Origin of the sequence: Pseudomonas sp. ANT_H4 (assembly GCF_008369295.1) — a bacterium.
GTDB lineage: Bacteria > Pseudomonadota > Gammaproteobacteria > Pseudomonadales > Pseudomonadaceae > Aquipseudomonas.
On record NZ_VOBG01000002.1, the window covers coordinates 1 to 21,063 of the forward strand.

The window sequence follows — 21,063 nt, forward strand, 5'->3', positions numbered from 1 at the left end:
TGTTCGAAAAGAGAGACGCGATCAGCATTCCAATCAACGCGTAGAACACTGTGATGAGAGTGAGCTTGGCAACAATAACTAGGGTGATACTCAGAGCTCCCTGGTTTGTCCGGAAGGTCGCGAATACGGCATATGCAATGGCCAAGATAATCCCGGTACCCAACGCTATCCCTGAGACCAAGCCAGGCATTTCAAGCCAGCGAAGGATCAGAGCCGCAACCGCTCCGATCGCGGGCAGCGCATTCGTGATCGCAGCATCGGTGTAGTCGGTGTAGATCGTGGCAGCCTCTGTGTGGTGTCTCCAGATCGCCAGGCAGGTGATCAAAGATCCTATCAAGAGCGTGTATTTCCATGCCGGGCCTGCCCAGAAGGCCTGCCACATGCGTAGCACTGCTGGTTTCCCAGCTACAGGCTGAGCAGGGCGCACTTGCTGTGCCGAAAACACATTGGCTGGGCTCTGAGAGGAGGGCGCCGGTTGCACACTTTGTGATTGTGTTTGAGCCACCTGGTGCGGCTGAGCAGATTGCTGTTTTTGTTGACGGAATTGTTCCTGAGCGATCCGGTACTGCTGATCTCTTTGTGAGTTGGCAAGATCCTCTGCCTGGCGCTGAGCTTCATACTCATCCTTGCGCAGCTTCTCTTCTGCAGCGTATGCCTTACTTTTTTCAACGCGTGAGTAACTATCCAGAAAGGTGACACGAGCTCCCAAGGTTTGATCGAGACACTTCTGGGTGGTGCACTGGTCTCGCACCGATAGCCATTCGCGTTGTGATTGCCGTAGCTCATCCGGGTGTTCCGTTTCAGCGAGGGCTTTTTGATAGGAGCGCGCCAGAATGCTGTCGACGCCACTCAGATAGCCGTCATTACAGATGCTGGATTCCGCAAAATTTGCGGCCTTAGAACAATCAAAGCTTGCTGCTATTGAGTTACAGGCCACTAATGCCAGCGTAAATGCGAGAGCGTTGCGAAACATCATCCGGTTCATCCCTAATTCCGTTATCCAGTGCCCAGCAGGGCATAGTGGTTATCGGCCGGGCATGTGAATACGTGAGGAGAACCTGCATGCTCGTGTGGACGCGTCAGTTGAAGTCTTGAGCAGCAACATTTCCTTCCCGGGGAATTTTTGTTGTCAGATGCCGACGTTGACAGGGCTGTACTACCAGCCCATATTTCCTAGAAGAACGTCACCCGTCGTGGAACATGGCCGGTCAAGAGGCGACCTATGTTGGCTGAATTGCTGCCTAAACCGGTGTACCGTCACTACCGACGTCATCTTGGAGTTTCACTTCAAATTGGCGTAGGGGCATCAGAGCAAGAGAACCACGAGATTATCGCGGCAGGATTCGCAGCCGAGAGATTCAAATTGCTTAGCGAATCTGGCGTGTACGACGCAGTCGCCCTTGAAAAGATTATGCCGGTTGGGACCCTTAACGCCCGATTGGCTCGCCGACAACGCTTAAATCTGGACGAGAGTGATCGGTTGTTCCGACTTGCACATGTGACAGCAATGGCAGAGGCGCTGTTCGGAGACGTCAAAAAAGCCCAGCGCTGGCTGAGCAAGCCTAAGCAACGTTTTGCCAAGGAACAGCCCCTCGCACTGTTATCCACTACCCAGGGCACTCGGATGGTCGAGAAACTGCTGATTCAGGTTTGCCGAGGGGATGGTCTTATAACGGGTGCACTGATCTTTGGTGGCAAGTCGATGAGCCACGCTACATCGGTTTTACAGAAACCAACTCTACAAGGCGGTAATTCTTCCTGGCCGCTTTGATCGCTTTCTGTTCTGCGAGACGCGTACTGAGCGTATCCTCCTCATGGACCATTGTGTGCTTCCTACCCTCAAACTCATTACCGACCCGCAGCGTGACCCTTAACACGGGGGTGAACGCTTTCACCGATCTTCTTTTTCTCCGCAGCCTTCACTGGCTGGATGTTCGAGTTATCCGAAAGATTGTCATGTTCATGTAAGGCATGAGTCTGCGCAAGTGGCTGCACCGCCAAACAGCGCTCGGCGCATATCTGCTTCAGTGAGGTCGTGATTTTTGTATATAGCCTCGGCGTAGGTTTGAACTCGCCGCTAGTGCTTGGCTCGGCCGCAAATTGTCGTAATTCTCATCGGCTTCGGCACTGCCTTTTCAAAGGCACGTTTGCATTCACCCAAATAAAACTGTCAATGTTTGGAGGCGTTAAGAATCTGAGGCCGGATGCCTCTGTCAATCCTCCACTTTTGGCGTTCCTGATGCGTCAATATCAGGCGCAAACATTGACTGTCAATGAGCAGTTCACTGACTCAGTGGTAAAGCCCAATCTTGCAGGCCTACTGCTGTGTCAATGGTTAGAGACGTAGCTGATACGGGTGATTATTGGCCGGATGACCCGCTGGTGGCGCAGGCGACGGCGCGGATCAAACCGAGAAAGTAATGTTACTGCGCCGCCGGCAACAGAAATCGCCCGATCACCGGCAGATGATTGGAGATGCGTAACGTATCGTCCTGCCGCACATGGGCATTTACCCGTTTAATTCGCGAGCTGTAGAACAGATAGTCGAGCGTGCGATCCGGCCCATCCACGCTTGGGTCATTGGGAACGTGGGTCAGCCACTTGGCGCGATCAATGCCACTGGATTCGCTGTTGCTGGGGATCATTGGGTACTTTTCCCACAACAGATGCAGCTCACTGTCCGGTGAGTATTGCCCACGTTTACCCGCATCCAGACGCAGGAATTGCCCCAGGGGCAGTAAATTGAAGTCGCCGCCAATCAACCACGACGTGCCGCGGCTTTCGAGTTTATCCAGCAGTTTGACCGTTACCTGCACTTGATCCTGCACGACGCGGTGCCCAGGGGCGGTGCTGTCCAGCCGAGTATTGAGCACTGCCAACTGGCCACCGTCGTTCAACGGCAGATAGCTCAACAACAGTGCCGGCTTGGGCTGGAATTGACGGCTGATCAGGTTGGCTGATGCCACGGGTAATTGCAGGCGTTCGGCGTGTTCGATCTGGTAGCGACTGAGGGTCACCAGTTTGCGGCCAACGCTGCCGAAAATATGCAGGTCCGGGACAAAGTCGGCCTTCCAGTCGAAGGCCTGGACGCTGCAGGGATAGAGGTCGACGAGGCGTTCCTGGAGCAGGGTCAACTGGTCTTGATAGTGAGAGGGCTTGGCGCCTTCGTCCAGCTCCTGCAACAGCAAGATGTCCGGTTGTTCGTCACGGATCACCCGTGCCACTTCGTCGAGGCTGAACGCCATGTCTTCGACGGTGGGGCGGTCGTCCGGGCCGCTGCCGTCTGGAGTGTCATACCAGAATACATAGCGCTTGCCGGCCAGGTATTGCACGTTCCAGGTCATTACCTTGATTGCCTGGCCCGGTAGCAGCGTCGGCGCGCGGGGTGCGACGCAGCGAACGGGCAATGTTTCCTTGTCGCCGGGGCGCCAGGTTAGGCTGTAAATCAAGGCTGTCAGCAGGCCCGCCAGGATCAGCAGGCCCAGCAGGGTGATACGCAGTAAACGGGTCATCGGCTCGGCTTATGGCGTTCCAGGACAGGCACGGAGCATAACCGAGAGCTGCACGAGAGCCCAAGGGCTCATGTCATTGCGCGTCGGCGTCGCCACCGATCAACATAAACAAGCGAAACAGCACCACGCTGGTAAACAACTGCAGGAAGCTGTGGGCGCTGTCGATCAGCACCGCCAGCATCGGGTTTTGCGGGTCTGGGTAGACCGCCACGCTGGCGCCCTTGAGCAGCCACAGCGGGGTCATCACACACAGCAGGCAGACCAGAATGAGCAGGAAATGCCCACGGGTCAGGCGAAAGCTTTCCTTCATCGCCGCCAGCGCCGGCATCCCGCGCAGCACCAGCAAATATTCGGCGAAGGCCAGGGTGACCATCAGCCACAACCCCGGCAGGAAGTACATGGACAGGCCCAGCAGAATCAGCAGCGTACTCAAGGCCGTCAACAGCGCAAAGCGCGGCCATAGGGACAGGGCCATGGCCAGCACGTCCAGGGTTCGCGGCGATTCGCCACGGCTGCGGGCGTCGAGGAACAAAATCAGTGCCGCCGTGTACAGCGGGTACACCAGCAACCCGACCACCACGCTGTAGCCGGGGAATGCGTCAGGCCCCAGCGAGTGATCGAGCACCTGTTGCAGCAGGGCCTCCAGAATCACCAGCGGTAGGCACAACTGAACGATGGCGCCCAGGTTACGCTGGAAAAAAAAGAAAGAGTCACGCAGCACGTTTAACGGATTCATCAGGGTCATCACAGGCCGAAAAAGCAGGGGGACACTTTAACCGATCACCGGCAAACGTAAACCTTGAGTAAAGACCATTGAAACCTTCCCAGGCCGCTCCATTACTAGGTAGTGCCATGCCCCATCGGGTAGGGCGAAGATTTCTACCGGCAATCTAACGAGGACGTCATGAACAGCGAAGAGCAAACCCTGATTGATGGACTGTTTTCACGGTTGCAGCAAGCCGAAACGGACTCAGCCCCCCGCGACGCCCAGGCAGAAGCGCGGATCAAGGAGCACATCACTCGCCAACCCGCCGCCGGGTATTTCATGACCCAGGCGATTCTGGTGCAAGAGGCTGCCATCAAGAGCCTCCACGCGCAGAACAAGCAGCAGGCGCAACAGGTCCAGCAATTGCAGGAGGAACTGCAACGGGCCAAGGCCCAGACGGCGCCGACGGCACAGAGCAGCGGCGGCTTCCTGTCGAGCATCTTCGGTGGCGGTTCCCGTGACCCGCAACCGGCACAGAGTGCTCCGGCATCTTCGGGCGGCGGCTGGCGTGAACCGACGCGCCCGGGATTTAATAGCCAACCGGCGCCACAACAGAACTTCGCCACCGCGCAGCAGAACTATCAACAGCCCCAGCAAGCGGCGCCCATGGGCGGTGGCTTTCTCGGCGGCGCACTGAAAACCGCCGCCGGCGTGGCCGGTGGTGTGATGCTGGCCCAAGGCATCAGCAGCCTGTTCAGCCATAACCAGCAACCGCAGGTGGTGGAAGAAATTGTTCGTGAAGAGCCCGCGCCCGCGAGCGACAGCGGCAATGATGAACAGCGCTTCGCTGGCAACGACAGCGATGGCAACGATTCGGATGGTTTCGCCGACAGCGGTTATTCCGACGATTCCTCCTCCTTTGGCGACGACGATTCTTTCGTCTGACGCACACTAATGCGGGGCGCTTCGTCGCCTCGGACTGATTTTTCTCGGAAACTGCCTGCTGACTGGCATACTGACCGCCTTTCCGGGCCTTTGAGTCTGGGGTCCATGTTGGTGTCATGAGGATTTTCGGTGAAAAAAATTGCAGTGTTCGCCGATGTGCAAAACCTCTATTACACCGTGCGCCAAGCGTACGGCTGTCACTTCAACTACGCCGCCCTGTGGGCTGACATCAGCCAGCGCGGCCAGATCGTCGAGGCGTACGCCTATGCCATCGACCGTGGCGACAGCAAGCAGCAGCAATTTCAGCAGATCCTGCGCAACCTCGGTTTCACCGTGAAGCTCAAGCCCTACATCCAACGCAGCGATGGCTCGGCCAAAGGCGATTGGGATGTGGGCATCACCATCGATATTATGGACGCCGCCGCCCATGTCGACGAAGTGGTGCTGGCCTCCGGCGATGGCGATTTCGATATGCTGCTGGACCGCATCATCAACAAGCACGGCGTCGAAGCCGTGGCCTACGGCGTGCCGGGGCTGACGGCCAACTCATTGATACGCGCCGCCAGCCGCTACGTGCCGATTGAAGGCGCGTTGTTGCTCAAATAGCTGAAACTGATTTTTTGACGGAGTTGGAACAGGTTTGGAACGTATAGCGGTCATCGACTTTGAAACCACCGGCATTACCCCAAGCAGCTACTGCCGGGCCACGGAAATTGCCGTGGTCATCCTGGAACGGGGCCAGATCGTGGACCGCTACCAGAGCCTGATGAACGCCGGCGTGCGCGTGCCAGGCTTTATCGAGCAACTGACCGGCATCAGCAACGCCATGCTACGCACTGCGCCATCGGCCGAGCAGGTGATGAACGAGGTCAATGAGTTCGTCGGTATCACGCCGTTGCTGGCTCACAACGCCTCGTTCGACAAACGATTCTGGGACTACGAACTGGGCTTGATCAAACGCACTCGCCTGCAAAACTTCGCCTGCTCCCTGCTGTTGGCCCGCCGCCTGATGCCAGCGGCGCCGAACCATAAGCTCGGCACCTTGACCTCCTTCGCCCAATTGCCCCACACCGGCAAGGCTCACCGGGCCATGGCCGATGCGGAAATGGCGGCGAACCTCACCACTTACCTGGCCGAGGAACTGCGCGGCAAGCACGGGTTGCGGGAGCTGTCCCATGATCTGCTGTGCAGCCTGCAGAAAGTACCAGCGGCGAAGATGGGTGAGCATTTGAAGAAGCATCGCGGGTTTTAAACACTGCGGTGAGGTTACTGGCCACCTTCGAGGGCAGGAGTTGGTCGCAGTTGTCGAGCCTTGGCGAAGCTACGTAGGCCGCACTGGCGATCTTTACTGCTCAGCCCCCATTCTTCCCATTTCCTTCCAACTGCCCCAACGGTACCCGCCGCTCTATCGCGCTGGACAGGATGATCGACGTCTTGCTGAAGCCGAATTGGGCGATGCGGTTGATCAGGTTTTCCAGCTCTGGCATCGAGCCCACCGCCGCTTGCATGATCACGCACGGGTCGCCGGTGACGCGGTGGCATTCGGTCAGTTCGGGGATTTTGCCCAGGGCGTCGTAGACCTTTTGGCTGCCGTGGTTGGTCAAGCGCAGTTCGATCACACATTGGATCGGCAGGCCCACCTTGGACAGGTCGACCTTGGCCTGGTAGCCGGTGATCACGCCACTGGCTTCCAGCTTGGCCACGCGCTCGGCGACGGCGGGGGCGGAGAGGTTTACGGTGCGGGCCAGTTGCGCGTAGGTGGCGCGGCCATCCTCCAGCAGGGCGCTGAGGAGCATGCGGTCGTATCTGTCCATGATAAGGCTCTGGTAAGGCGTGGCTTTCGAAAGCATGGTTTATAGCGCTGATAACCATGCTTTGAAAAGTGTATGGGCGCTTTAAACAGGTTTTGTAACTTATGTTTAATGCCCGGCTTTTTTAGAATAAACCTCCCTTGCCCTGCCTTAGAGCTGCCCCATGCCTGGCCCACGTCGCTTTCCCTTACCGTTGATTGCCGCTTTTTTTGCGTTGTATGTGATCTGGGGTTCTACCTACCTGGTGATTCGTATCGGTGTTGAGTACTGGCCGCCGCTGTTGCTGGCCGGGATTCGTTTCGTCACGGCGGGCGCCTTGATGTATGGCTTTTTGCGCTGGCGTGGGGTGCCAGCACCGACCTGGGTACAGTGGAAGGCTGCCGGCAAGATCGGCATCTTGCTGCTGACCTTCGGCAACGGCGCGGTCAGTGTCGCCGAGCACTCGGGCGTGACCTCCGGGGTCGCGGCGCTGGCGGTGGCGACGGTGCCTTTGTTTACTCTGCTCTGCGGTTATTTCTGGGGCGCGCGTAATACCCGTCTGGAGTGGGCCGGGGTGGCGCTGGGGATTATTGGCATCGCCATGCTCAACATGGGCTCGAACCTGCAATCGAGTCCGAGCGGCGCCGCCTTGTTGATTTTCGCTGCGGCCGCTTGGGCTTTCGGTTCGGTGTGGAGCAAGCACTTGCCGCTGCCCCAAGGCGGCATGGCCAGCGCGGCCGAAATGCTGATCGCCGGGGTGGTGCTGTTGATCGGTAGCGCGCTCAAGGGCGAACACCTGGAAGCGATACCGCCGGTGGAAGGTTGGCTGGCCCTGGCTTACTTGACCGTGTTCGGCTCGATCATCGCCTTCAACGCCTATATGTACCTGTTGAAAAACGTGCGTCCGGCTGCCGCCACCAGCTATGCCTACGTCAACCCTGCGGTAGCGGTGTTGCTGGGGATTGTGTTTGTCGGCGAGACCATCGGTATGGAAGAGGCTTTGGCAATGTTAGTGATCATCAGCGCCGTGCTGCTGATCAGCCTGCCACAGTGGCGTAGGCCCAAACTGGATTTAGGGTAAACTGCGGCGCATTGCGACCTTGCTCTGACTTTTTCCTACGGTACTTCCATGACTTTCGCCACCCTTGGCCTGATCGAACCCTTGCTGCGCGCCCTTGAGACGCTTGGCTACCAGACCCCGACCCCGGTGCAGGCGCAAGCCATTCCGGCGGTGCTGGCCGGACGCGACCTGATGGCCGCAGCCCAGACCGGCACCGGTAAGACTGCCGGTTTCGCGGTGCCGCTGTTGCAGTTGCTGGCGATGGAAGGACCAAAAGTCAGCGCCAACTCGGTGCGCGCTCTGATCCTGGTGCCAACCCGCGAGCTGGCCGAGCAGGTTCATGCAAGCGTTGCACAGTACGCAGAAAACCTGCCGCTGAGCACTTACGCGGTGTACGGCGGCGTCAGCATCAACCCGCAAATGATGAAGCTGCGCAAAGGTGTCGACGTGCTGGTGGCCACGCCGGGCCGCTTGCTGGACTTGTTCCGCCAGAAAGCGCTGAAGTTCAGCCAGTTGCAAACCCTGGTGCTGGATGAAGCCGACCGCATGCTCGACCTGGGCTTCTCCGAAGAACTGTCGAACATCTACCGCGTGCTGCCGAAAAAGCGCCAGACCCTGCTGTTTTCCGCGACCTTCTCCGATGATATCCGCCTGCTGGCTGGGCAGATGCTCAACGACCCGCTGAGCATCGAAGTCAGCCCGCGCAACGTCGCCGCCAACACTGTCAAGCAATGGGTGGTGCCGGTGGACAAGAAGCGCAAGGCTGAGTTGTTCGTGCATTTGATGCGCAAGGGCAAGTGGAAGCAGGTGCTGGTGTTCGCCAAAACCCGCAAAGGCGTGGACGAGTTGGTGGAAAAACTCCAGGGCCTGGGCATCAACGCCGACGGTATCCATGGCGACAAGCCTCAGGCAACCCGCCAGCGTGCGCTGGACCGCTTCAAGGCCAGCGAAGTGCAGATCCTGGTGGCCACCGACGTGGCGGCCCGGGGCCTGGACATTGAAGACTTGCCGATGGTGGTCAACTTTGACCTGCCAATCGTTGCCGAGGATTACATCCACCGCATCGGCCGTACCGGTCGTGCGGGCAACACCGGTGAGGCGATTTCCCTGGTGTGTGCCGATGAAGTGAACATGCTGTCGGCCATCGAGATGTTGACTCGCCAGACCCTGACTCGCCACATGGAGCAAGACTTCGAGCCAGAGCACCGCGTGCCGGATACCGATGCCAGTGGCCAAGTGGTGAAGAAACCGAAAAAGCCGAAGAAACCCAAGACGTCCGGTGGCAGCAAACGCAACCTGGGCAAGTGGGTGGAGAGTGGGGAAGTGTCGGTGGCGCCGCCTTCGCTCAAGCCGGTGCGCAAGGTGCCTGCGTTTAATACCGGGCCGCGTAAGAAGAAGTAAGGTCCTGTGACGAGGGGGCTTGCCCCCGTTGGGCTGCGCAGCAGCCCTAAAAAATGCTCCGGGATTTATCTGACACGCGGCGGTGAGCTTAATGGGGCTGCTTCGCAGCCCAACGGGGGCAAGTAATCAGCTAGCCTTCAACCACTCCAAAATACCCCGCCCAGCCGCCCGCCCACTGGCAAAACACCCCGTCAGCAGATAGCCGCCCGTCGGCGCTTCCCAGTCCAGCATTTCCCCTGCGCAAAATACTCCTGGCAGTTGCTTGAGCATCAGCCGTTCATCCAGCACTTCAAACGGCACACCGCCAGCGGTGCTGATGGCTTCGTCTATGGGCCGGGTTTTCACCAGTGTCAGGGGCAGCGCCTTGATGGCGAGCGCCAGCTGCGCTGGATCGGCAAACTGCTCGGCGGCTGCCAGCTCGCGTAATAGCGCGGCTTTCACCCCGTCCAGCCCGAGTTGGCTGTGCAAGTGCTTGCTCATCGACCGTGACCCACGAGGCTTGGCCAGTGCCGCCTGGACCTTGTCCAACGGCTTGCTCGGCAGCAGATCGATATGCACCGAGGCTGAGCCATCGTGATTGATCGCCTCACGAATTGGTGCCGACAGCGCGTAGATCAGGCTGCCTTCGATACCTGTGGCGGTGATCACGCATTCCCCAAGGCGAGGCTTGTCATCCGCCAGCCCGATGGCGACGTTTTTCAACGGCGCACCAGCGAATTTGCTGACCATCAACTCGCTCCAGGCGGACACCTCGAAACCGCAGTTGCTCGGTTGCAAGGGTGTGTAGGGGATGCCTTTATCTTCCAGCAGCTTGAGCCACGCACCGTCAGAGCCCAGCCGCGACCAGCTGCCGCCGCCCAGAGCCAGCAGCACCGCGTCACTGCGCAGGTTTTGGTCGCCCTCGGGGCTGTGGATAAGCAGGCTGCCGTCGGGATTCCAGCCCAGCCAGCGATGGCGGGTGTGGATAACTACCCCGTTGTCGCGCAAACGCTTGAGCCAGGCCCGCAGCAGCGGGGCGGCTTTCATGTCGGTAGGAAATACCCGGCCAGAACTGCCGACAAAGGTTTGAATGCCCAACCCATGAATCCATTCACACAAGGCCTCGGCACCGAACTGACGCAGCAATGGCGCCATATGCGGTGCCCGTTCGGCATAGCGGGACAAAAATGCCGGGTAGGCCTCGGAATGGGTGATGTTCATGCCGCCCACGCCCGCCAGCAGGAACTTGCGGCCCACCGACGGCATACCGTCATATAGATCGACCTTGACCCCGGCCTGGCTCAGCACTTCGGCAGCCATCAGCCCGGCAGGGCCGCCGCCGATGATGATGACGTGTGGAGACTGGGTTTGGGTCTGAGGCATGGGAGTGACTGCGGTTCGGCGAAGTAAGCCGAGCATTCTACCCGAGGACAGCAATACTGCCTGATCAAAAAACGTACAGTTTCCTGCAGGCTATGGGTTTTCTCGCTTACAGACGCTTTCACTCAGGTTATCCACAGGCAGTTCCACAGGCATTGTGGGTAACGCGCACATCTCAATGACAGCCTGATGACGTCCACACCCGCTGGGCACTGTGGTGCAAAATGCCGTGGCGGCGGGCCAGGGCAGGGCGATCCTTGCTGTAGCCTCCGCCAATTACGCCGACCACCGGGATGTCGCGGCCAAGGCAATGGCGCATCACGCTTTCATCGCGGGCAGCTACGCCTTGGTCTGTCAGCTTGAGGTAACCGAGGGCGTCGTCCTTGTGCACATCGACGCCGGCGTCGTACAGAACAAGGTCGGGTTGGTAGAGGGGCAGCAGATAGTTGAGGGCATCGTCGACCACTTTGAGGTAGTCGCTATCGCCCATTCCCATGGGCAGCGGGATATCCCAATCGCTATGGGCCTTGCGCGCCGGGAAGTTTTTTTCACAGTGCAGGGACACGGTGATCGCGTCTGGAGTGTCGTGCAGGATACGGGCGGTGCCGTCGCCCTGGTGCACGTCGCAGTCGAAGATCAATACTCGGCTCACTCGGCCACTTTCCAGCAGGTAACGGCTGATCACCGCCAGGTCATTGAAGATGCAAAAGCCTGCCGGGTAATCGTAATGGGCGTGGTGAGTGCCACCCGCCAGATGACAGGCCAGCCCGTGTTCCAGGGCTTGTTCGGTGGCCAGCAGCGAGCCGCCCACCGCGCGCACGGTACGCCGGGCGAGGGCTTCGCTCCAGGGTAGGCCGAGGCGTCGTTGGTCTTCGCGGGACAACTCGCCGCTCATGTAACGTTCGATATACCCAGGTTCATGGGCCAGGGCGAGGATCTCGGGAGGGCACAGTTCGGGGCGCAGCAATTGGCTGTCCAGGGTCAGGCCGCTGTCCACCAAGTGATCGCGCAGCAGGCGGAATTTATCCATGGGAAAGCGGTGGTCCGCCGGGAACTCTGGGCTGTAGTCGTCGTGGTAGATCAGTGGCAAAGGCATGGCATTTTCTGACGGGAACCAGCGACGGATCTTACCAGCGCGTTACACTTACGCACATGGCAAGGGAGGGGAGCGATGGAGCCGATACTGGAGTTGGAAAGTGCACGTCTGGTGTTGCGCCAATGGAGCGACGCCGATTTGCCGGAGTTTGCGCGCATGTGCGCCGACCCGCAGGTGATGCGCTATTTTCCGGCTACCTTGAGCCGCCTGGAAAGCGCCGCGCTGATCGGGCGCATTCGTGGCCATTTTGCCGAGTACGGCTTTGGCCTGTGGGCGTTGCAGCGCAAGGACAGTGGCGAATTTATCGGCCTTACCGGGTTGTTGAATGTCGGCTTTGACGCCAACTTCACCCCAGCAGTGGAGATCGGCTGGCGCCTGGCCCGCGAACATTGGGGCCTGGGCTATGCCAGCGAAGCGGCCTGGACGGCGTTGCGCTGTGGTTTCGACCGGCTGAAGCTCGATGAGATTGTCGCTTTCACCACCCAGGCCAATTTGCCGTCACAGAAAGTCATGCAAGCCATCGGCATGCAGTACGATCGCTCGGCGGATTTTGAGCACCCCAAGGTCGCAGCCGATGATCTGCTGCGTCATCATGTGTTGTACCGCATCACCCGCACCCAATGGTTGGATACGCTGCATGGATAAGCAGGCCGCCCGATGCTGAATGTTATCGACCGCCGCAGCCAAGACTGCGCGGAATTGCTCTGTGTGAGGAGAGTTTGAATGAGCCAAGTGTTGGAAGATCTGGTCGACTTGCTGACCCTGGAACAGATCGAGGAGAACCTCTTTCGCGGCCGCAGCCAGGACCTGGGCTTTCGCCAGCTGTTCGGCGGCCAAGTGCTGGGCCAATCGCTGTCGGCCGCCAGCCAGACTGTTGAAGAAGCGCGGCATGTGCATTCCCTGCACGGCTATTTCCTGCGTCCTGGAGATGCGTCGTTACCGGTGGTCTACCAGGTCGACCGGGTGCGTGATGGTGGCAGCTTCAGTACGCGCCGGGTGACGGCGATCCAGAAGGGCAACCCGATCTTCACTGCCAGCGCCTCGTTCCAGTACGACGAAGAAGGCTTCGAGCACCAGACGTCGATGCCCGTGGTGGTTGGCCCGGAAAATTTGCCCTCGGAGCTGGAGTTGACCCAGCAGCGCGCGCACCTGATCCCCGAACACATGCGCGAGAAGTTGCTGTGCCCCAAGCCCATCGAAGTGCGGCCGGTGACCGAGAAAGATCCCTATAACCCGCAGCCCTGCGACCCGATCAAGTACGTGTGGTTTCGCGCCGACGGCGCCCTGGCCGATTCGCCGGCGCTGCACAAATACCTGCTGGCCTATGCCTCGGACTTTGGCCTGCTGACCACTTCGTTGCTGCCCCACGGTAAAACGGTGTGGCAGAAAGACATGCAAGTCGCCAGTCTCGACCATGCGCTGTGGTTCCACGCCGACCTGCGTGCTGATGACTGGTTGCTTTACGCCATGGATAGCCCGTGGGCCGGCAATTCTCGAGGCTTCTCCCGTGGCAGCGTGTACAACCGTGCCGGCCAGTTGGTGGCGTCGGTGACACAGGAAGGTCTGATTCGTCATCGCAAGGATTGGGCATGAGCCTGGCTGAGGTTAAGCATTGGGTGTTCGACATGGACGGCACCCTTACGGTCGCGGTGCATGACTTTGCGGCGATCCGTGTGGCGTTGGGTATTCCTGCGACCGAAGACATCCTTACTCACCTGGCGGCGTTGCCGGCTGATATCGCGGCCGCCAAGCACGCCTGGTTGCTGGAGCACGAGCGGGAGTTGGCGCTCGGTTCGGTGGCGGCCGAGGGTGCAGTGGAGCTGGTACGGGAATTGGCTGAACGGGGTTGTCGTCTGGGCATCCTGACTCGCAATGCCCGTGAGTTGGCCCATGTGACGTTGCAAGCCATCGGCTTGGCGGACTGCTTTGCCGTGGAAGATGTGCTGGGCCGTGATGATGCACCGCCCAAGCCCGATCCAGGCGGCTTGTTGAAACTGGCCGAGGCCTGGGACGTATCTCCCGGCGAGATGGTGATGGTGGGCGATTACCGCTTCGACCTGGATTGCGGTCGTGCGGCAGGGACCAGGACCGTGCTGGTCAACCTGCCGGATAACCCGTGGCCAGAATTGGCGGATTGGCATGCCGAGGATTGTGGAGTTTTGCGCCGGATGATTAAGGCCTGACTGCTCCTACCTGAACAACACCGCCTGCCCCTCAGGCGACGTAAACATCCCATCCCCGTTATGCCCCACCCCAGGCACTTCAATCAGCGTGTGACCCAACTGTGGGTGGCGCTGCTTGAGGTAGTCGAAATAATTGTGCCCGCGAATCAGGCGGTACGCGCCCTGGGTCTCGGCGGCGCAGCTCTTGTCCAGCGCCGGGTGGTTGGGGTCGGTATCGTTCTGGCCCAACAGATAGGTGATGTTGCGTTTCACGTAAGTCTGTTCCAACTGCTTGGCACGTTGCCTTTTGGCGTAGGCCGGCAGGTTGTGCATGCCGTATTTCCAGTCATTGAAACCGGGGCAACTGGCCGGGTCGAACTTCACTGGGCGTTGCGCCGTGAAGTAGGCGTAGGACGCTGGGTTGGCGATCACATAACGCAGGCTGATTCCGGCGCTTTGCAGGGCCGGATGATCGTGACCGGTCAAGGCAAAACGCTGCACTACCTGGCCGCCGCCGGAATGCCCGGCCACTACGATTTCCTTCAGGGCCGGGAACAGCTTGCGGTTGCCCAAGTGCTGGATGATCTGGTCCAGCGCCCCGTAGGAGCTGATGTGGCTGGGGCCAACCGACGGCTCTCCGGCCATCCAGTCATTGCCGTGCCAGCGCAGGACCTGGTTGTCCAGTGGGTTGCGCTTGACGTCGGACTCATTGAGAAACTGCGGTGCAATCACCAGGGTGTTGGCGCTTTGCCCTGCATGCTCGGCGGCCTTTTCAGCGCTTTGCAGGTACGTCTGGGCGTTGCGCAGCCGACCATGGACGATGATCAGTGCACGAGTCACCTGTGGCAGCGGCTGGCGCCAGTCCTGGCTAAGGCCAAGACTGAGGTCGCCAGCATCCAGGTGAAACCGATCGGGGCTGATCACCTTGACCCCATGTTCGGCGGCCCAGGTGGAGGTGCATGTCATCAACAAACCCAGCAGCAACCCCAATCGTTTATTCATTTAAAGACTCTTGGCCGTGAAGGTGTCGCATTGAGTGATCTGGCCCTGGGCAAAGCCGGTCTTGAACCAGCGGACCCGTTGTGCCGAAGTACCGTGGGTGAAGGAGTCAGGGACTACACGGCCCTGGCCCTGTTGTTGCAAACGGTCATCGCCGATGGCATTGGCCGCGTTCAGCGCTTCTTCGATGTCGCCGGGTTCCAGCCAGTTCAGGCGTTTCTGCGCCCGGTTGGCCCATACTCCGGCAAAGCAGTCGGCTTGCAGCTCCTGGCGCACCAGCAGGCCGCCGTCGCCTTCCATCTGCCGGCCTTGTTGCCGCGCGGCCTGGATCTTCGACGAGATGCCCAGCAAGGTCTGCACATGGTGTCCGACTTCGTGAGCGATCACGTAGGCTTGGGCGAAGTCGCCGGCAGCCTTGAAGCGCTGGGACATTTCCCGGAAGAAGTCCAGGTCCAGGTAGACCTGCTGGTCGGCCGGGCAATAGAACGGACCGCTGGCAGACGTGGCGCCACCGCAGGCGGAGTTCACCCGGCCACGGAACAGGATCAATTTGGGATTCTTGTAGGCCAGACCGTTTTCCTGGAACACCTGGGCCCAGGTGTCTTCGGTATCGCCCAATACGGCGCGGACGAAGTCGGCCTGTTCGTCATTGGCCGGCGGCGCCTGGCGCGTTTGCGGGCTGACTGAGGGCGCTTGCTCGGTGAGCTGGCCGCTGAGTTGGCCGAGGATCTGCATCGGGTCCTGGCCGGTCAGCCAGCCGATGCCGACGATCAGCACAATGGCCGTGAGGCTCAAGCCCTTGCCGCCACCAAAGCGCATGCCCCCACCGCCGCCGCCATCGCGGGCATCCACCACGTTGTCGCTGCGTCGGCCTTTTTTCCATAGCATGTGGCAATCCTCTTGATGAGCGTGCAGATCAGTGTTGTTGGTGAGTCAGGTTGGCGCCAGTCCGGCTGTCTGACGCTATCAAAGCCCAAGGGTGTTACTGGCGGCAATAGCCTTCGCCGGTATTGACCACCAGGCAGTCCTTTTTATCGGCCAGCCATTTCATGCCAGTGGCTGCACCGTCGCCGGCACGCAGGATCTGTGGGCCGTCCGGGCGAGTAAAGGTGATGCCATCATCGGCCGCCTCGCCCTTGAAGGTCCCGGAGGCATCGGCGTCTAGCCCGTATTGCATGGTCAGCACGTAATGCCCGCGCCCGATGCTATCGTCCTTGGTGATGGTCAGGTTCAGGCCTTCTACGCCAACCCATTTGCCAACCCATTTATCGGTGGGCAACGTTTCCGGCACCAGCGTGGCTTGCACAGACGCCAGAGGGGTTTTATTGGCGACTTTTGTGTCCGGGGCTTCTTTATCGCACGCGCTGAGCAAGACAAGTGTCGAGAGGATGAAGAGTGCTTTTTTCATTTTAGGGGGCCTTGGTTAAAAAGCGCGCAATGGTGGGTTGGCGTGGAGCGTTGGACTTGATTCCGGCAATTTAGTGCGCTGTTCGAACAGTGTTTGGTTATGCTCTTAGAACAGACGCACGCCAGGCTCTAGATTACCGGGTTGAGTGCCGCGGTGTGCGGCGGTCATCTCAGCCTGTCATTCAAGGGAACTCAATGACCCTCAGTACTCCACTTTCCGGCGTCAACCACCCCCTCAAAGGCATTTTGCTGATTGTGGTGGCGACTTTTCTGTTCTCCAGCCACGACGCCCTGTCCAAATACCTGGCCGATTTTTATCCGATTGTGATGGTGGTGTGGGCCCGCTACATGGTGCATACCTTGCTGATGGCCGGGATCTTCCTGCCACAATCGGGCTTGCGGGTACTGCGCAGCAAAAGGCCGTGGCTGCAGGTGGCGCGCGCGTTGTGCTTATTGGGCACCAGTTTGTTTTTCACCTCGGCCCTGCATTTCATTCCCTTGGCCGAGGCAACGGCGGTCAACTTCCTGGCACCGATCCTGGTGACTGCCTTGTCGGTGCCCCTGCTGGGTGAGCACGTGACTCGCGGCCAGTGGCTGGCGGTGATTTGCGGTTTTGTCGGGGTGCTGATCATCGTTCACCCGGGCGGTGATCTGTTCACCCCTGCGGTGTTGCTGCCGCTGTGTTCCGCGCTGTTTTTCTGCTTCTACCAACTGCTCACCCGCATCCTCAGCCAGTACGACAGCCCGACCACCAGCAACTTCTTTGCCGGTCTGTGCAACACCCTGGTGATGAGCGCATTGGTGCCGTTCTTCTGGCAGATCCCGACCTGGTGGCACGGTGTATTGATGCTGGCGCTGGGGACCTGCGGGATGACTGCGCACCTGATGCTGACCAAGGCCTTTCGCGTGGCGGCACCGGCCTTGCTGGCGCCGTTCGGCTATTGCCAGATCGTCTTTGCAGGATTGTTGGGCTGGCTGGTATTCGAACATACCCCGACCTTGACCACGGTGGTCGGCATCGGGGTGATTTGCTTGAGTGGCCTGGCCGCTGCCTGGCAGCAGCGGCGCAGGTAGGTCGAATCAGGCGTCGACGACAGGGATCTTGCGTGGCGCCATGAAGTACAACAAGATCAGCGCGATGAAGTACATCGCAGGAATCATGGTGAACAGCACCGTGTAGTTGTTGTTGGTGACCGTCAGGATATGCCCGACGATCTGTGTCATGAACATTCCGCCGATGGCCGCGCACATGCCGCCAAAGCCGAAGACCGTGCTCATCATGTGCTTGGGCGTGTAGTCCATCACCAGGCTCCAGATGTTGGCGGTCCAGGCCTGGTGGGCGCCGATGGCCAGGGAGATGGCAAATACCGCGACCCACAACTGGCTGGAACCGGCGGCCATGATTACCCCGATGATGCAGCAGGCGAACAGCAGCATCGACAGCAACCGCGCCTTGATCGGCTGCATCCCGCGACCGATCAGGAACGAAGACAGAATCCCGCCCCCGACACTGCCGAAGTCCGCCGTCAGGTAAATGATGATCAGCGGGATGCCCATCTGGGTAACATTGATCCCCAGGTTGTATTGCTGGTTGAGAAATGGCGGCAACCAGTACAGGTAGAACCAGAACACCGGCGCGGTCATCGAGTAGGCCAGGGCGAAGGCCCAGGTACCGCGCATGCGCAGGATACGGCTGAAGGGCACGCGGGGTTGGTCTGGTTCGACCTCTTGTTGCACGTAGTCCAGTTCTGATTGTTTGACCGTCGGATGATCTTCCGGGTTGTAGTACTTCAGGCCCCAGAACACCAGCCAGATCCCGCCCAGCGCCGCCATGCCCAGGAACGCCGCCTGCCAGCCCCACACGTGGAGAATCAACGGCAGCATCATCGGCGTCAGCATGGCGCCGACGTTGGTGCCGGCGTTGAAAATCCCGGTCGCCACCGCTCGCTCACCGGCAGGGAACCACAGCCGGGTGGTCTTGACGCAGGCCGGGTAGTTGGCGGCTTCCGTCAGCCCGAGGATAAAGCGACAGACCATAAAGCCCACCGCCGAGGTGGCCAGGCCGTGGGCACCCGTGGCGATGCTCCACAGCAGCACGGCGCAGAAGAACACGCGCTTGACGCCGACCCGGTCGATCAAGCGACCTTGCAATACAAAGCCGATGGCGTAGCCGACCTGGAACCAGAAGTTGATGTTGGCGTAGTCCATCGCCGTCCAATTCATTTCCTTGGCCAGGATCGGTTGCATCACGCCCAGTGCGGCGCGGTCGATGTAGTTGAGGGTGGTGGCGAAAAACACCAGGGCCAGCATGCCCCAGCGGGTCTTGCCGACGGCCATTGCGCCGCGAATCTTGTCGCCGATGCCGCCTTGGGACGTGCTTTGGCTCTGGTGCGCGGCCTGAGCGGAATTTTGTGAAGGCATGAGGAGGTACCCGTTTTTTGAAATTCTTATGGTGTGTTCTGGGTCTTGATCATTTGAGGCCGCTCAATGGAAACGGCCCTTATGCCCAATCGATGGTGCGTAGTGGCTGGAAAATCGTCAATTCGCCAAACCGTCATTTTGTTCGATAATCGCCCATAAAACTAACTGGTTCGTACATTTTAATTGCTAGGCCGATTTACCGAGCCAATAATTCGGCCCAAACAAGATCAGCCTTCACTGCCGGGAGTCGCCCCATGCAACGTTCCATCGCTACCGTTTCTTTGAGCGGAACCCTGCCGGAAAAACTCGAAGCCATTGCTGCTGCCGGGTTTGATGGTGTGGAAGTCTTCGAAAATGATCTGCTGTATTACGACGGCAGCCCTCGGGAAGTGCGGCAGATGTGCGCTGACCTAGGGATCGCCATCACCCTTTTCCAGCCGTTCCGCGACTTTGAAGGCTGCCGCCGCGAACGCTTGGCGCGCAACCTGGAGCGGGCCGAGCGCAAGTTCGATTTGATGCAGGAACTGGGCACTGATCTGGTGCTGGTGTGCAGTAATGCGTCGTTGGATTGCGTTGGTGATGAGAGCATTCTGCTGGATGACTTGAGCCTGCTGGCCGAACACGCCGGCCGTCGCGGTTTGCGCATTGGTTATGAAGCGCTGGCCTGGGGTCGCCACGTCAATACCTGGCAGCAGGTGTGGAACCTGGTGCGCCAGGTCGATCACCCAAGCCTCGGTGTTTTGCTCGACAGCTTCCACACCCTGTCCCTCAAGGGTGATCCCCGCGCCATCGCCGAGATTCCCGGCGACAAGATATTCTTCGTGCAAATGGCCGACGCACCGATCCTGGCCATGGACGTGCTGGAGTGGAGTCGACATTTTCGCTGCTTCCCCGGCCAAGGCGAATTCGATTTGGCGGGCTTTCTCGCGCCGATCATCAAGAGTGGTTACACCGGCCCGTTGTCCCTGGAGATCTTCAACGACGGCTTTCGCGCCGCGCCGACCCGGGCCAACGCCGCCGATGGCCTGCGCTCGCTGCTGTACCTGGAAGAGAAGACTCGCCAACGCCTGGAGCAGGAGGCAGCACCTGCGACAAACCTTGAAATCTTGTTCGAAACGCCGGCCGCCAGCGAGTACGACGGCATCGAGTTTCTGGAGTTCGCCGTGGATGAAAGCCTGGGCGCCAAGCTCACGCAATGGCTGGAACGCCTGGGTTTCGTCAAGGCTGGCCAGCACCGCTCAAAAAGTGTCAGCCTGCTGCGCCAAGGCAATATCAACCTGATCCTCAATTGCGAACCCTATTCTTTCGCCCACAATTTTTTTGAAGCCCATGGCCCTTCGTTGTGCGCCACGGCGATCCGCGTCAAGGACAGCGCCAAGGCCCTGGAGCGGGCGGTGGCCTACAAGGGCCAACCCTATCGCGGGTTGGTCGGCCCCAACGAACTGGAACTGGCGGCGGTGCGTGCACCCGATGGCAGCCTGATTTACCTGGTGGATCAGAACGAAGGCGGGATATACAGTACTGATTTCAACCTGCAAGCCTCGACCGCTTCCAGCGGCGGCCTGCTGCGCATCGACCATATGGCCATGGCCTTGCCGGCCGACAGCCTCGACAGTTGGGTGCTGTTCTACAAGAGCCTGCTGGATTTTGAGGCCGATGACGAAGTGGTGCTGCCCGACCCGTATGGCCTGGTGAAAAGCCGGGCACTGCGCAGCCGTTGCAGCTCGATTCGCCTGCCACTGAATATTTCCGAGAACCGCAACACCGCTATTTCCCACGCGCTATCAAGCTATCGCGGTTCCGGCGTGCATCACATTGCCTTTGATTGCGCGGATATTTTCGCCGAAGTCAGCCGGGCCAAGGACGCCGGTGTGCCGCTGTTGGACATCCCGCTCAACTATTACGATGACCTGGCGGCGCGCTTTGACTTCGATGCTGAGTTCCTCAGTGAGTTGGCGTACTACAACGTTCTGTACGACCGTGACGCCCAGGGCGGTGAGTTGTTTCACGTCTACACGGAGCCGTTCGAAGGGCGGTTTTTCTTCGAAATCATCCAGCGCAAGAACGGCTACGCCGGTTACGGTGCAGCCAACGTGGCGGTGCGTCTGGCGGCGATGGCCAAGTCCCGTAGCGGCGCCGTGCGCCAGGCCAAGTTGTAGGGTGTTGGCGCTTCCTTCGGGGTGGGCGGCGGCCCATAATCACGGC

At 59.6% G+C, this 21,063-nt stretch carries 20 protein-coding genes and 1 pseudogene; 11 read left to right on the forward strand and 10 right to left on the reverse strand.

What is annotated here, in order from left to right; genetic code table 11:
• Window positions 1-985, reverse strand: a pseudogene (locus FQ182_RS02580) (hypothetical protein); the annotation flags it as partial.
• Between the two features lie 237 nt (window positions 986-1,222).
• Here FQ182_RS02580 and FQ182_RS02585 point away from each other — a divergent pair.
• Window positions 1,223-1,771, forward strand: coding sequence for an antitoxin Xre/MbcA/ParS toxin-binding domain-containing protein (locus FQ182_RS02585; protein WP_017849609.1), 549 nt, complete (start codon window positions 1,223-1,225; stop codon window positions 1,769-1,771).
• A gap of 652 nt (window positions 1,772-2,423) precedes the next feature.
• Here the strand turns inward: FQ182_RS02585 and FQ182_RS02590 are convergent.
• Together FQ182_RS02590 and FQ182_RS02595 are read right to left on the reverse strand one after the other, a co-directional pair.
• Window positions 2,424-3,512, reverse strand: a complete 1,089-nt coding sequence (locus FQ182_RS02590) for an endonuclease/exonuclease/phosphatase family protein (protein ID WP_149410746.1) — start codon at window positions 3,510-3,512, stop codon at window positions 2,424-2,426.
• A 73-nt stretch (window positions 3,513-3,585) separates the two neighbouring features.
• Window positions 3,586-4,248, reverse strand: coding sequence for a YciC family protein (locus tag FQ182_RS02595; protein ID WP_149410747.1), 663 nt, complete (start codon window positions 4,246-4,248; stop codon window positions 3,586-3,588).
• A 168-nt stretch (window positions 4,249-4,416) separates the two neighbouring features.
• Between FQ182_RS02595 and FQ182_RS02600 the strand changes: the two genes are divergently transcribed.
• The 3 genes from FQ182_RS02600 (at window position 4,417) to FQ182_RS02610 (ending at window position 6,415) form a co-directional block, all read left to right on the forward strand.
• Entirely contained in the window at window positions 4,417-5,163 is a 747-nt protein-coding gene (locus FQ182_RS02600) for a DUF2076 domain-containing protein (RefSeq protein ID WP_149410748.1), read from the forward strand.
• 129 nt (window positions 5,164-5,292) lie between these two features.
• The gene (locus FQ182_RS02605) at window positions 5,293-5,769 is read left to right on the forward strand and encodes an NYN domain-containing protein (protein ID WP_017476223.1); all 477 of its coding nucleotides are present in this window, start codon (window positions 5,293-5,295) and stop codon (window positions 5,767-5,769) included.
• 34 nt (window positions 5,770-5,803) lie between these two features.
• Window positions 5,804-6,415 (forward strand): PolC-type DNA polymerase III, encoded by a 612-nt coding sequence (locus FQ182_RS02610; RefSeq protein ID WP_149410749.1) that lies wholly within the window; start codon window positions 5,804-5,806, stop codon window positions 6,413-6,415.
• A 100-nt stretch (window positions 6,416-6,515) separates the two neighbouring features.
• On the opposite strand, the gene FQ182_RS02615 is transcribed toward FQ182_RS02610, so the two are convergent.
• A complete protein-coding gene (locus tag FQ182_RS02615; RefSeq protein WP_133100033.1) occupies window positions 6,516-6,977 on the reverse strand; it encodes an Lrp/AsnC family transcriptional regulator in 462 nt (153 codons plus the stop codon).
• Between the two features lie 160 nt (window positions 6,978-7,137).
• Here FQ182_RS02615 and yedA point away from each other — a divergent pair, with 160 nt between their 5' ends.
• Both yedA and FQ182_RS02625 read left to right on the forward strand, forming a co-directional pair.
• Window positions 7,138-8,034 carry a drug/metabolite exporter YedA gene (gene yedA / locus FQ182_RS02620; RefSeq protein WP_149410750.1) on the forward strand — a complete coding sequence of 299 codons (897 nt, stop codon included), beginning with the start codon at window positions 7,138-7,140 and terminating at the stop codon, window positions 8,032-8,034.
• A gap of 48 nt (window positions 8,035-8,082) precedes the next feature.
• The gene (locus tag FQ182_RS02625; RefSeq protein ID WP_149410751.1) at window positions 8,083-9,414 is read left to right on the forward strand and encodes a DEAD/DEAH box helicase; all 1,332 of its coding nucleotides are present in this window, start codon (window positions 8,083-8,085) and stop codon (window positions 9,412-9,414) included.
• A gap of 126 nt (window positions 9,415-9,540) precedes the next feature.
• Here the strand turns inward: FQ182_RS02625 and FQ182_RS02630 are convergent, their stop codons facing one another.
• Window positions 9,541-10,776, reverse strand: coding sequence for a TIGR03862 family flavoprotein (locus FQ182_RS02630; RefSeq protein ID WP_149410752.1), 1,236 nt, complete (start codon window positions 10,774-10,776; stop codon window positions 9,541-9,543).
• A gap of 172 nt (window positions 10,777-10,948) precedes the next feature.
• Window positions 10,949-11,869, reverse strand: coding sequence for a histone deacetylase (locus FQ182_RS02635; protein ID WP_149410753.1), 921 nt, complete (start codon window positions 11,867-11,869; stop codon window positions 10,949-10,951).
• 75 nt (window positions 11,870-11,944) lie between these two features.
• Between FQ182_RS02635 and FQ182_RS02640 the strand changes: the two genes are divergently transcribed.
• The 3 genes from FQ182_RS02640 to FQ182_RS02650 all read left to right on the forward strand — a co-directional run bounded on the left by FQ182_RS02640 (window position 11,945) and on the right by FQ182_RS02650 (window position 14,052).
• Window positions 11,945-12,514, forward strand: coding sequence for a GNAT family N-acetyltransferase (locus FQ182_RS02640; RefSeq protein ID WP_149410754.1), 570 nt, complete (start codon window positions 11,945-11,947; stop codon window positions 12,512-12,514).
• A 78-nt stretch (window positions 12,515-12,592) separates the two neighbouring features.
• Window positions 12,593-13,462, forward strand: coding sequence for an acyl-CoA thioesterase II (tesB, locus tag FQ182_RS02645; RefSeq protein WP_133100027.1), 870 nt, complete (start codon window positions 12,593-12,595; stop codon window positions 13,460-13,462).
• On the forward strand, window positions 13,459-14,052 hold the full coding sequence (locus FQ182_RS02650; protein ID WP_149410755.1) for an HAD family hydrolase: 594 nt from the start codon (window positions 13,459-13,461) through the stop codon (window positions 14,050-14,052). Before tesB ends, FQ182_RS02650 begins: the two co-directional genes overlap by 4 nt.
• Before the next feature lie 6 nt (window positions 14,053-14,058).
• Here the strand turns inward: FQ182_RS02650 and FQ182_RS02655 are convergent, their stop codons facing one another.
• The 3 genes from FQ182_RS02655 to FQ182_RS02665 all read right to left on the reverse strand — a co-directional run bounded on the left by FQ182_RS02655 (window position 14,059) and on the right by FQ182_RS02665 (window position 16,438).
• The gene (locus FQ182_RS02655; protein ID WP_149410756.1) at window positions 14,059-15,033 is read right to left on the reverse strand and encodes an alpha/beta hydrolase; all 975 of its coding nucleotides are present in this window, start codon (window positions 15,031-15,033) and stop codon (window positions 14,059-14,061) included.
• Window positions 15,034-15,918, reverse strand: a complete 885-nt coding sequence (locus FQ182_RS02660; protein WP_149410757.1) for a neutral zinc metallopeptidase — start codon at window positions 15,916-15,918, stop codon at window positions 15,034-15,036. It lies immediately after the preceding gene.
• 94 nt (window positions 15,919-16,012) lie between these two features.
• Complete coding sequence (locus FQ182_RS02665) at window positions 16,013-16,438, reverse strand: hypothetical protein (RefSeq protein ID WP_149410758.1); 426 nt, start codon at window positions 16,436-16,438, stop codon at window positions 16,013-16,015.
• Window positions 16,439-16,632: 194 nt separating this feature from the next.
• Between FQ182_RS02665 and FQ182_RS02670 the strand changes: the two genes are divergently transcribed.
• Window positions 16,633-17,511: a DMT family transporter gene (locus FQ182_RS02670; protein WP_149410759.1), complete on the forward strand. Its 879-nt coding sequence runs from the start codon at window positions 16,633-16,635 to the stop codon at window positions 17,509-17,511.
• Between the two features lie 6 nt (window positions 17,512-17,517).
• Here the strand turns inward: FQ182_RS02670 and FQ182_RS02675 are convergent, their stop codons facing one another.
• On the reverse strand, window positions 17,518-18,858 hold the full coding sequence (locus FQ182_RS02675; protein ID WP_149410760.1) for an MFS transporter: 1,341 nt from the start codon (window positions 18,856-18,858) through the stop codon (window positions 17,518-17,520).
• Window positions 18,859-19,112: 254 nt separating this feature from the next.
• Here FQ182_RS02675 and quiC point away from each other — a divergent pair, with 254 nt between their 5' ends.
• Complete coding sequence (gene quiC / locus FQ182_RS02680; RefSeq protein ID WP_149410761.1) at window positions 19,113-21,017, forward strand: 3-dehydroshikimate dehydratase QuiC; 1,905 nt, start codon at window positions 19,113-19,115, stop codon at window positions 21,015-21,017.
• The last annotated feature ends 46 nt before the right edge of the window (window positions 21,018-21,063 follow it).

Bases quoted from the DNA above. Each gene is read 5' to 3' on its own strand.
- FQ182_RS02675 (WP_149410760.1), bottom strand. From the start codon at position 18,858: ATGCCTTCACAAAATTCCGCTCAGGCCGCGCACCAGAGCCAAAGCACG.
- FQ182_RS02590 (WP_149410746.1), bottom strand. From the start codon at position 3,512: ATGACCCGTTTACTGCGTATCACCCTGCTGGGCCTGCTGATCCTGGCG.
- FQ182_RS02595 (WP_149410747.1), bottom strand. From the start codon at position 4,248: ATGAATCCGTTAAACGTGCTGCGTGACTCTTTCTTTTTTTTCCAGCGT.
- FQ182_RS02635 (WP_149410753.1), bottom strand. From the start codon at position 11,869: ATGCCTTTGCCACTGATCTACCACGACGACTACAGCCCAGAGTTCCCG.
- FQ182_RS02600 (WP_149410748.1), top strand. From the start codon at position 4,417: ATGAACAGCGAAGAGCAAACCCTGATTGATGGACTGTTTTCACGGTTG.
- yedA (WP_149410750.1), top strand. From the start codon at position 7,138: ATGCCTGGCCCACGTCGCTTTCCCTTACCGTTGATTGCCGCTTTTTTT.
- tesB (WP_133100027.1), top strand. From the start codon at position 12,593: ATGAGCCAAGTGTTGGAAGATCTGGTCGACTTGCTGACCCTGGAACAG.
- FQ182_RS02670 (WP_149410759.1), top strand. From the start codon at position 16,633: ATGACCCTCAGTACTCCACTTTCCGGCGTCAACCACCCCCTCAAAGGC.
- FQ182_RS02650 (WP_149410755.1), top strand. From the start codon at position 13,459: ATGAGCCTGGCTGAGGTTAAGCATTGGGTGTTCGACATGGACGGCACC.
- FQ182_RS02665 (WP_149410758.1), bottom strand. From the start codon at position 16,438: ATGAAAAAAGCACTCTTCATCCTCTCGACACTTGTCTTGCTCAGCGCG.
- FQ182_RS02615 (WP_133100033.1), bottom strand. From the start codon at position 6,977: ATGGACAGATACGACCGCATGCTCCTCAGCGCCCTGCTGGAGGATGGC.
- quiC (WP_149410761.1), top strand. From the start codon at position 19,113: ATGCAACGTTCCATCGCTACCGTTTCTTTGAGCGGAACCCTGCCGGAA.
- FQ182_RS02630 (WP_149410752.1), bottom strand. From the start codon at position 10,776: ATGCCTCAGACCCAAACCCAGTCTCCACACGTCATCATCATCGGCGGC.
- FQ182_RS02655 (WP_149410756.1), bottom strand. From the start codon at position 15,033: ATGAATAAACGATTGGGGTTGCTGCTGGGTTTGTTGATGACATGCACC.
- FQ182_RS02625 (WP_149410751.1), top strand. From the start codon at position 8,083: ATGACTTTCGCCACCCTTGGCCTGATCGAACCCTTGCTGCGCGCCCTT.
- FQ182_RS02585 (WP_017849609.1), top strand. From the start codon at position 1,223: ATGTTGGCTGAATTGCTGCCTAAACCGGTGTACCGTCACTACCGACGT.
- FQ182_RS02660 (WP_149410757.1), bottom strand. From the start codon at position 15,918: ATGCTATGGAAAAAAGGCCGACGCAGCGACAACGTGGTGGATGCCCGC.
- FQ182_RS02640 (WP_149410754.1), top strand. From the start codon at position 11,945: ATGGAGCCGATACTGGAGTTGGAAAGTGCACGTCTGGTGTTGCGCCAA.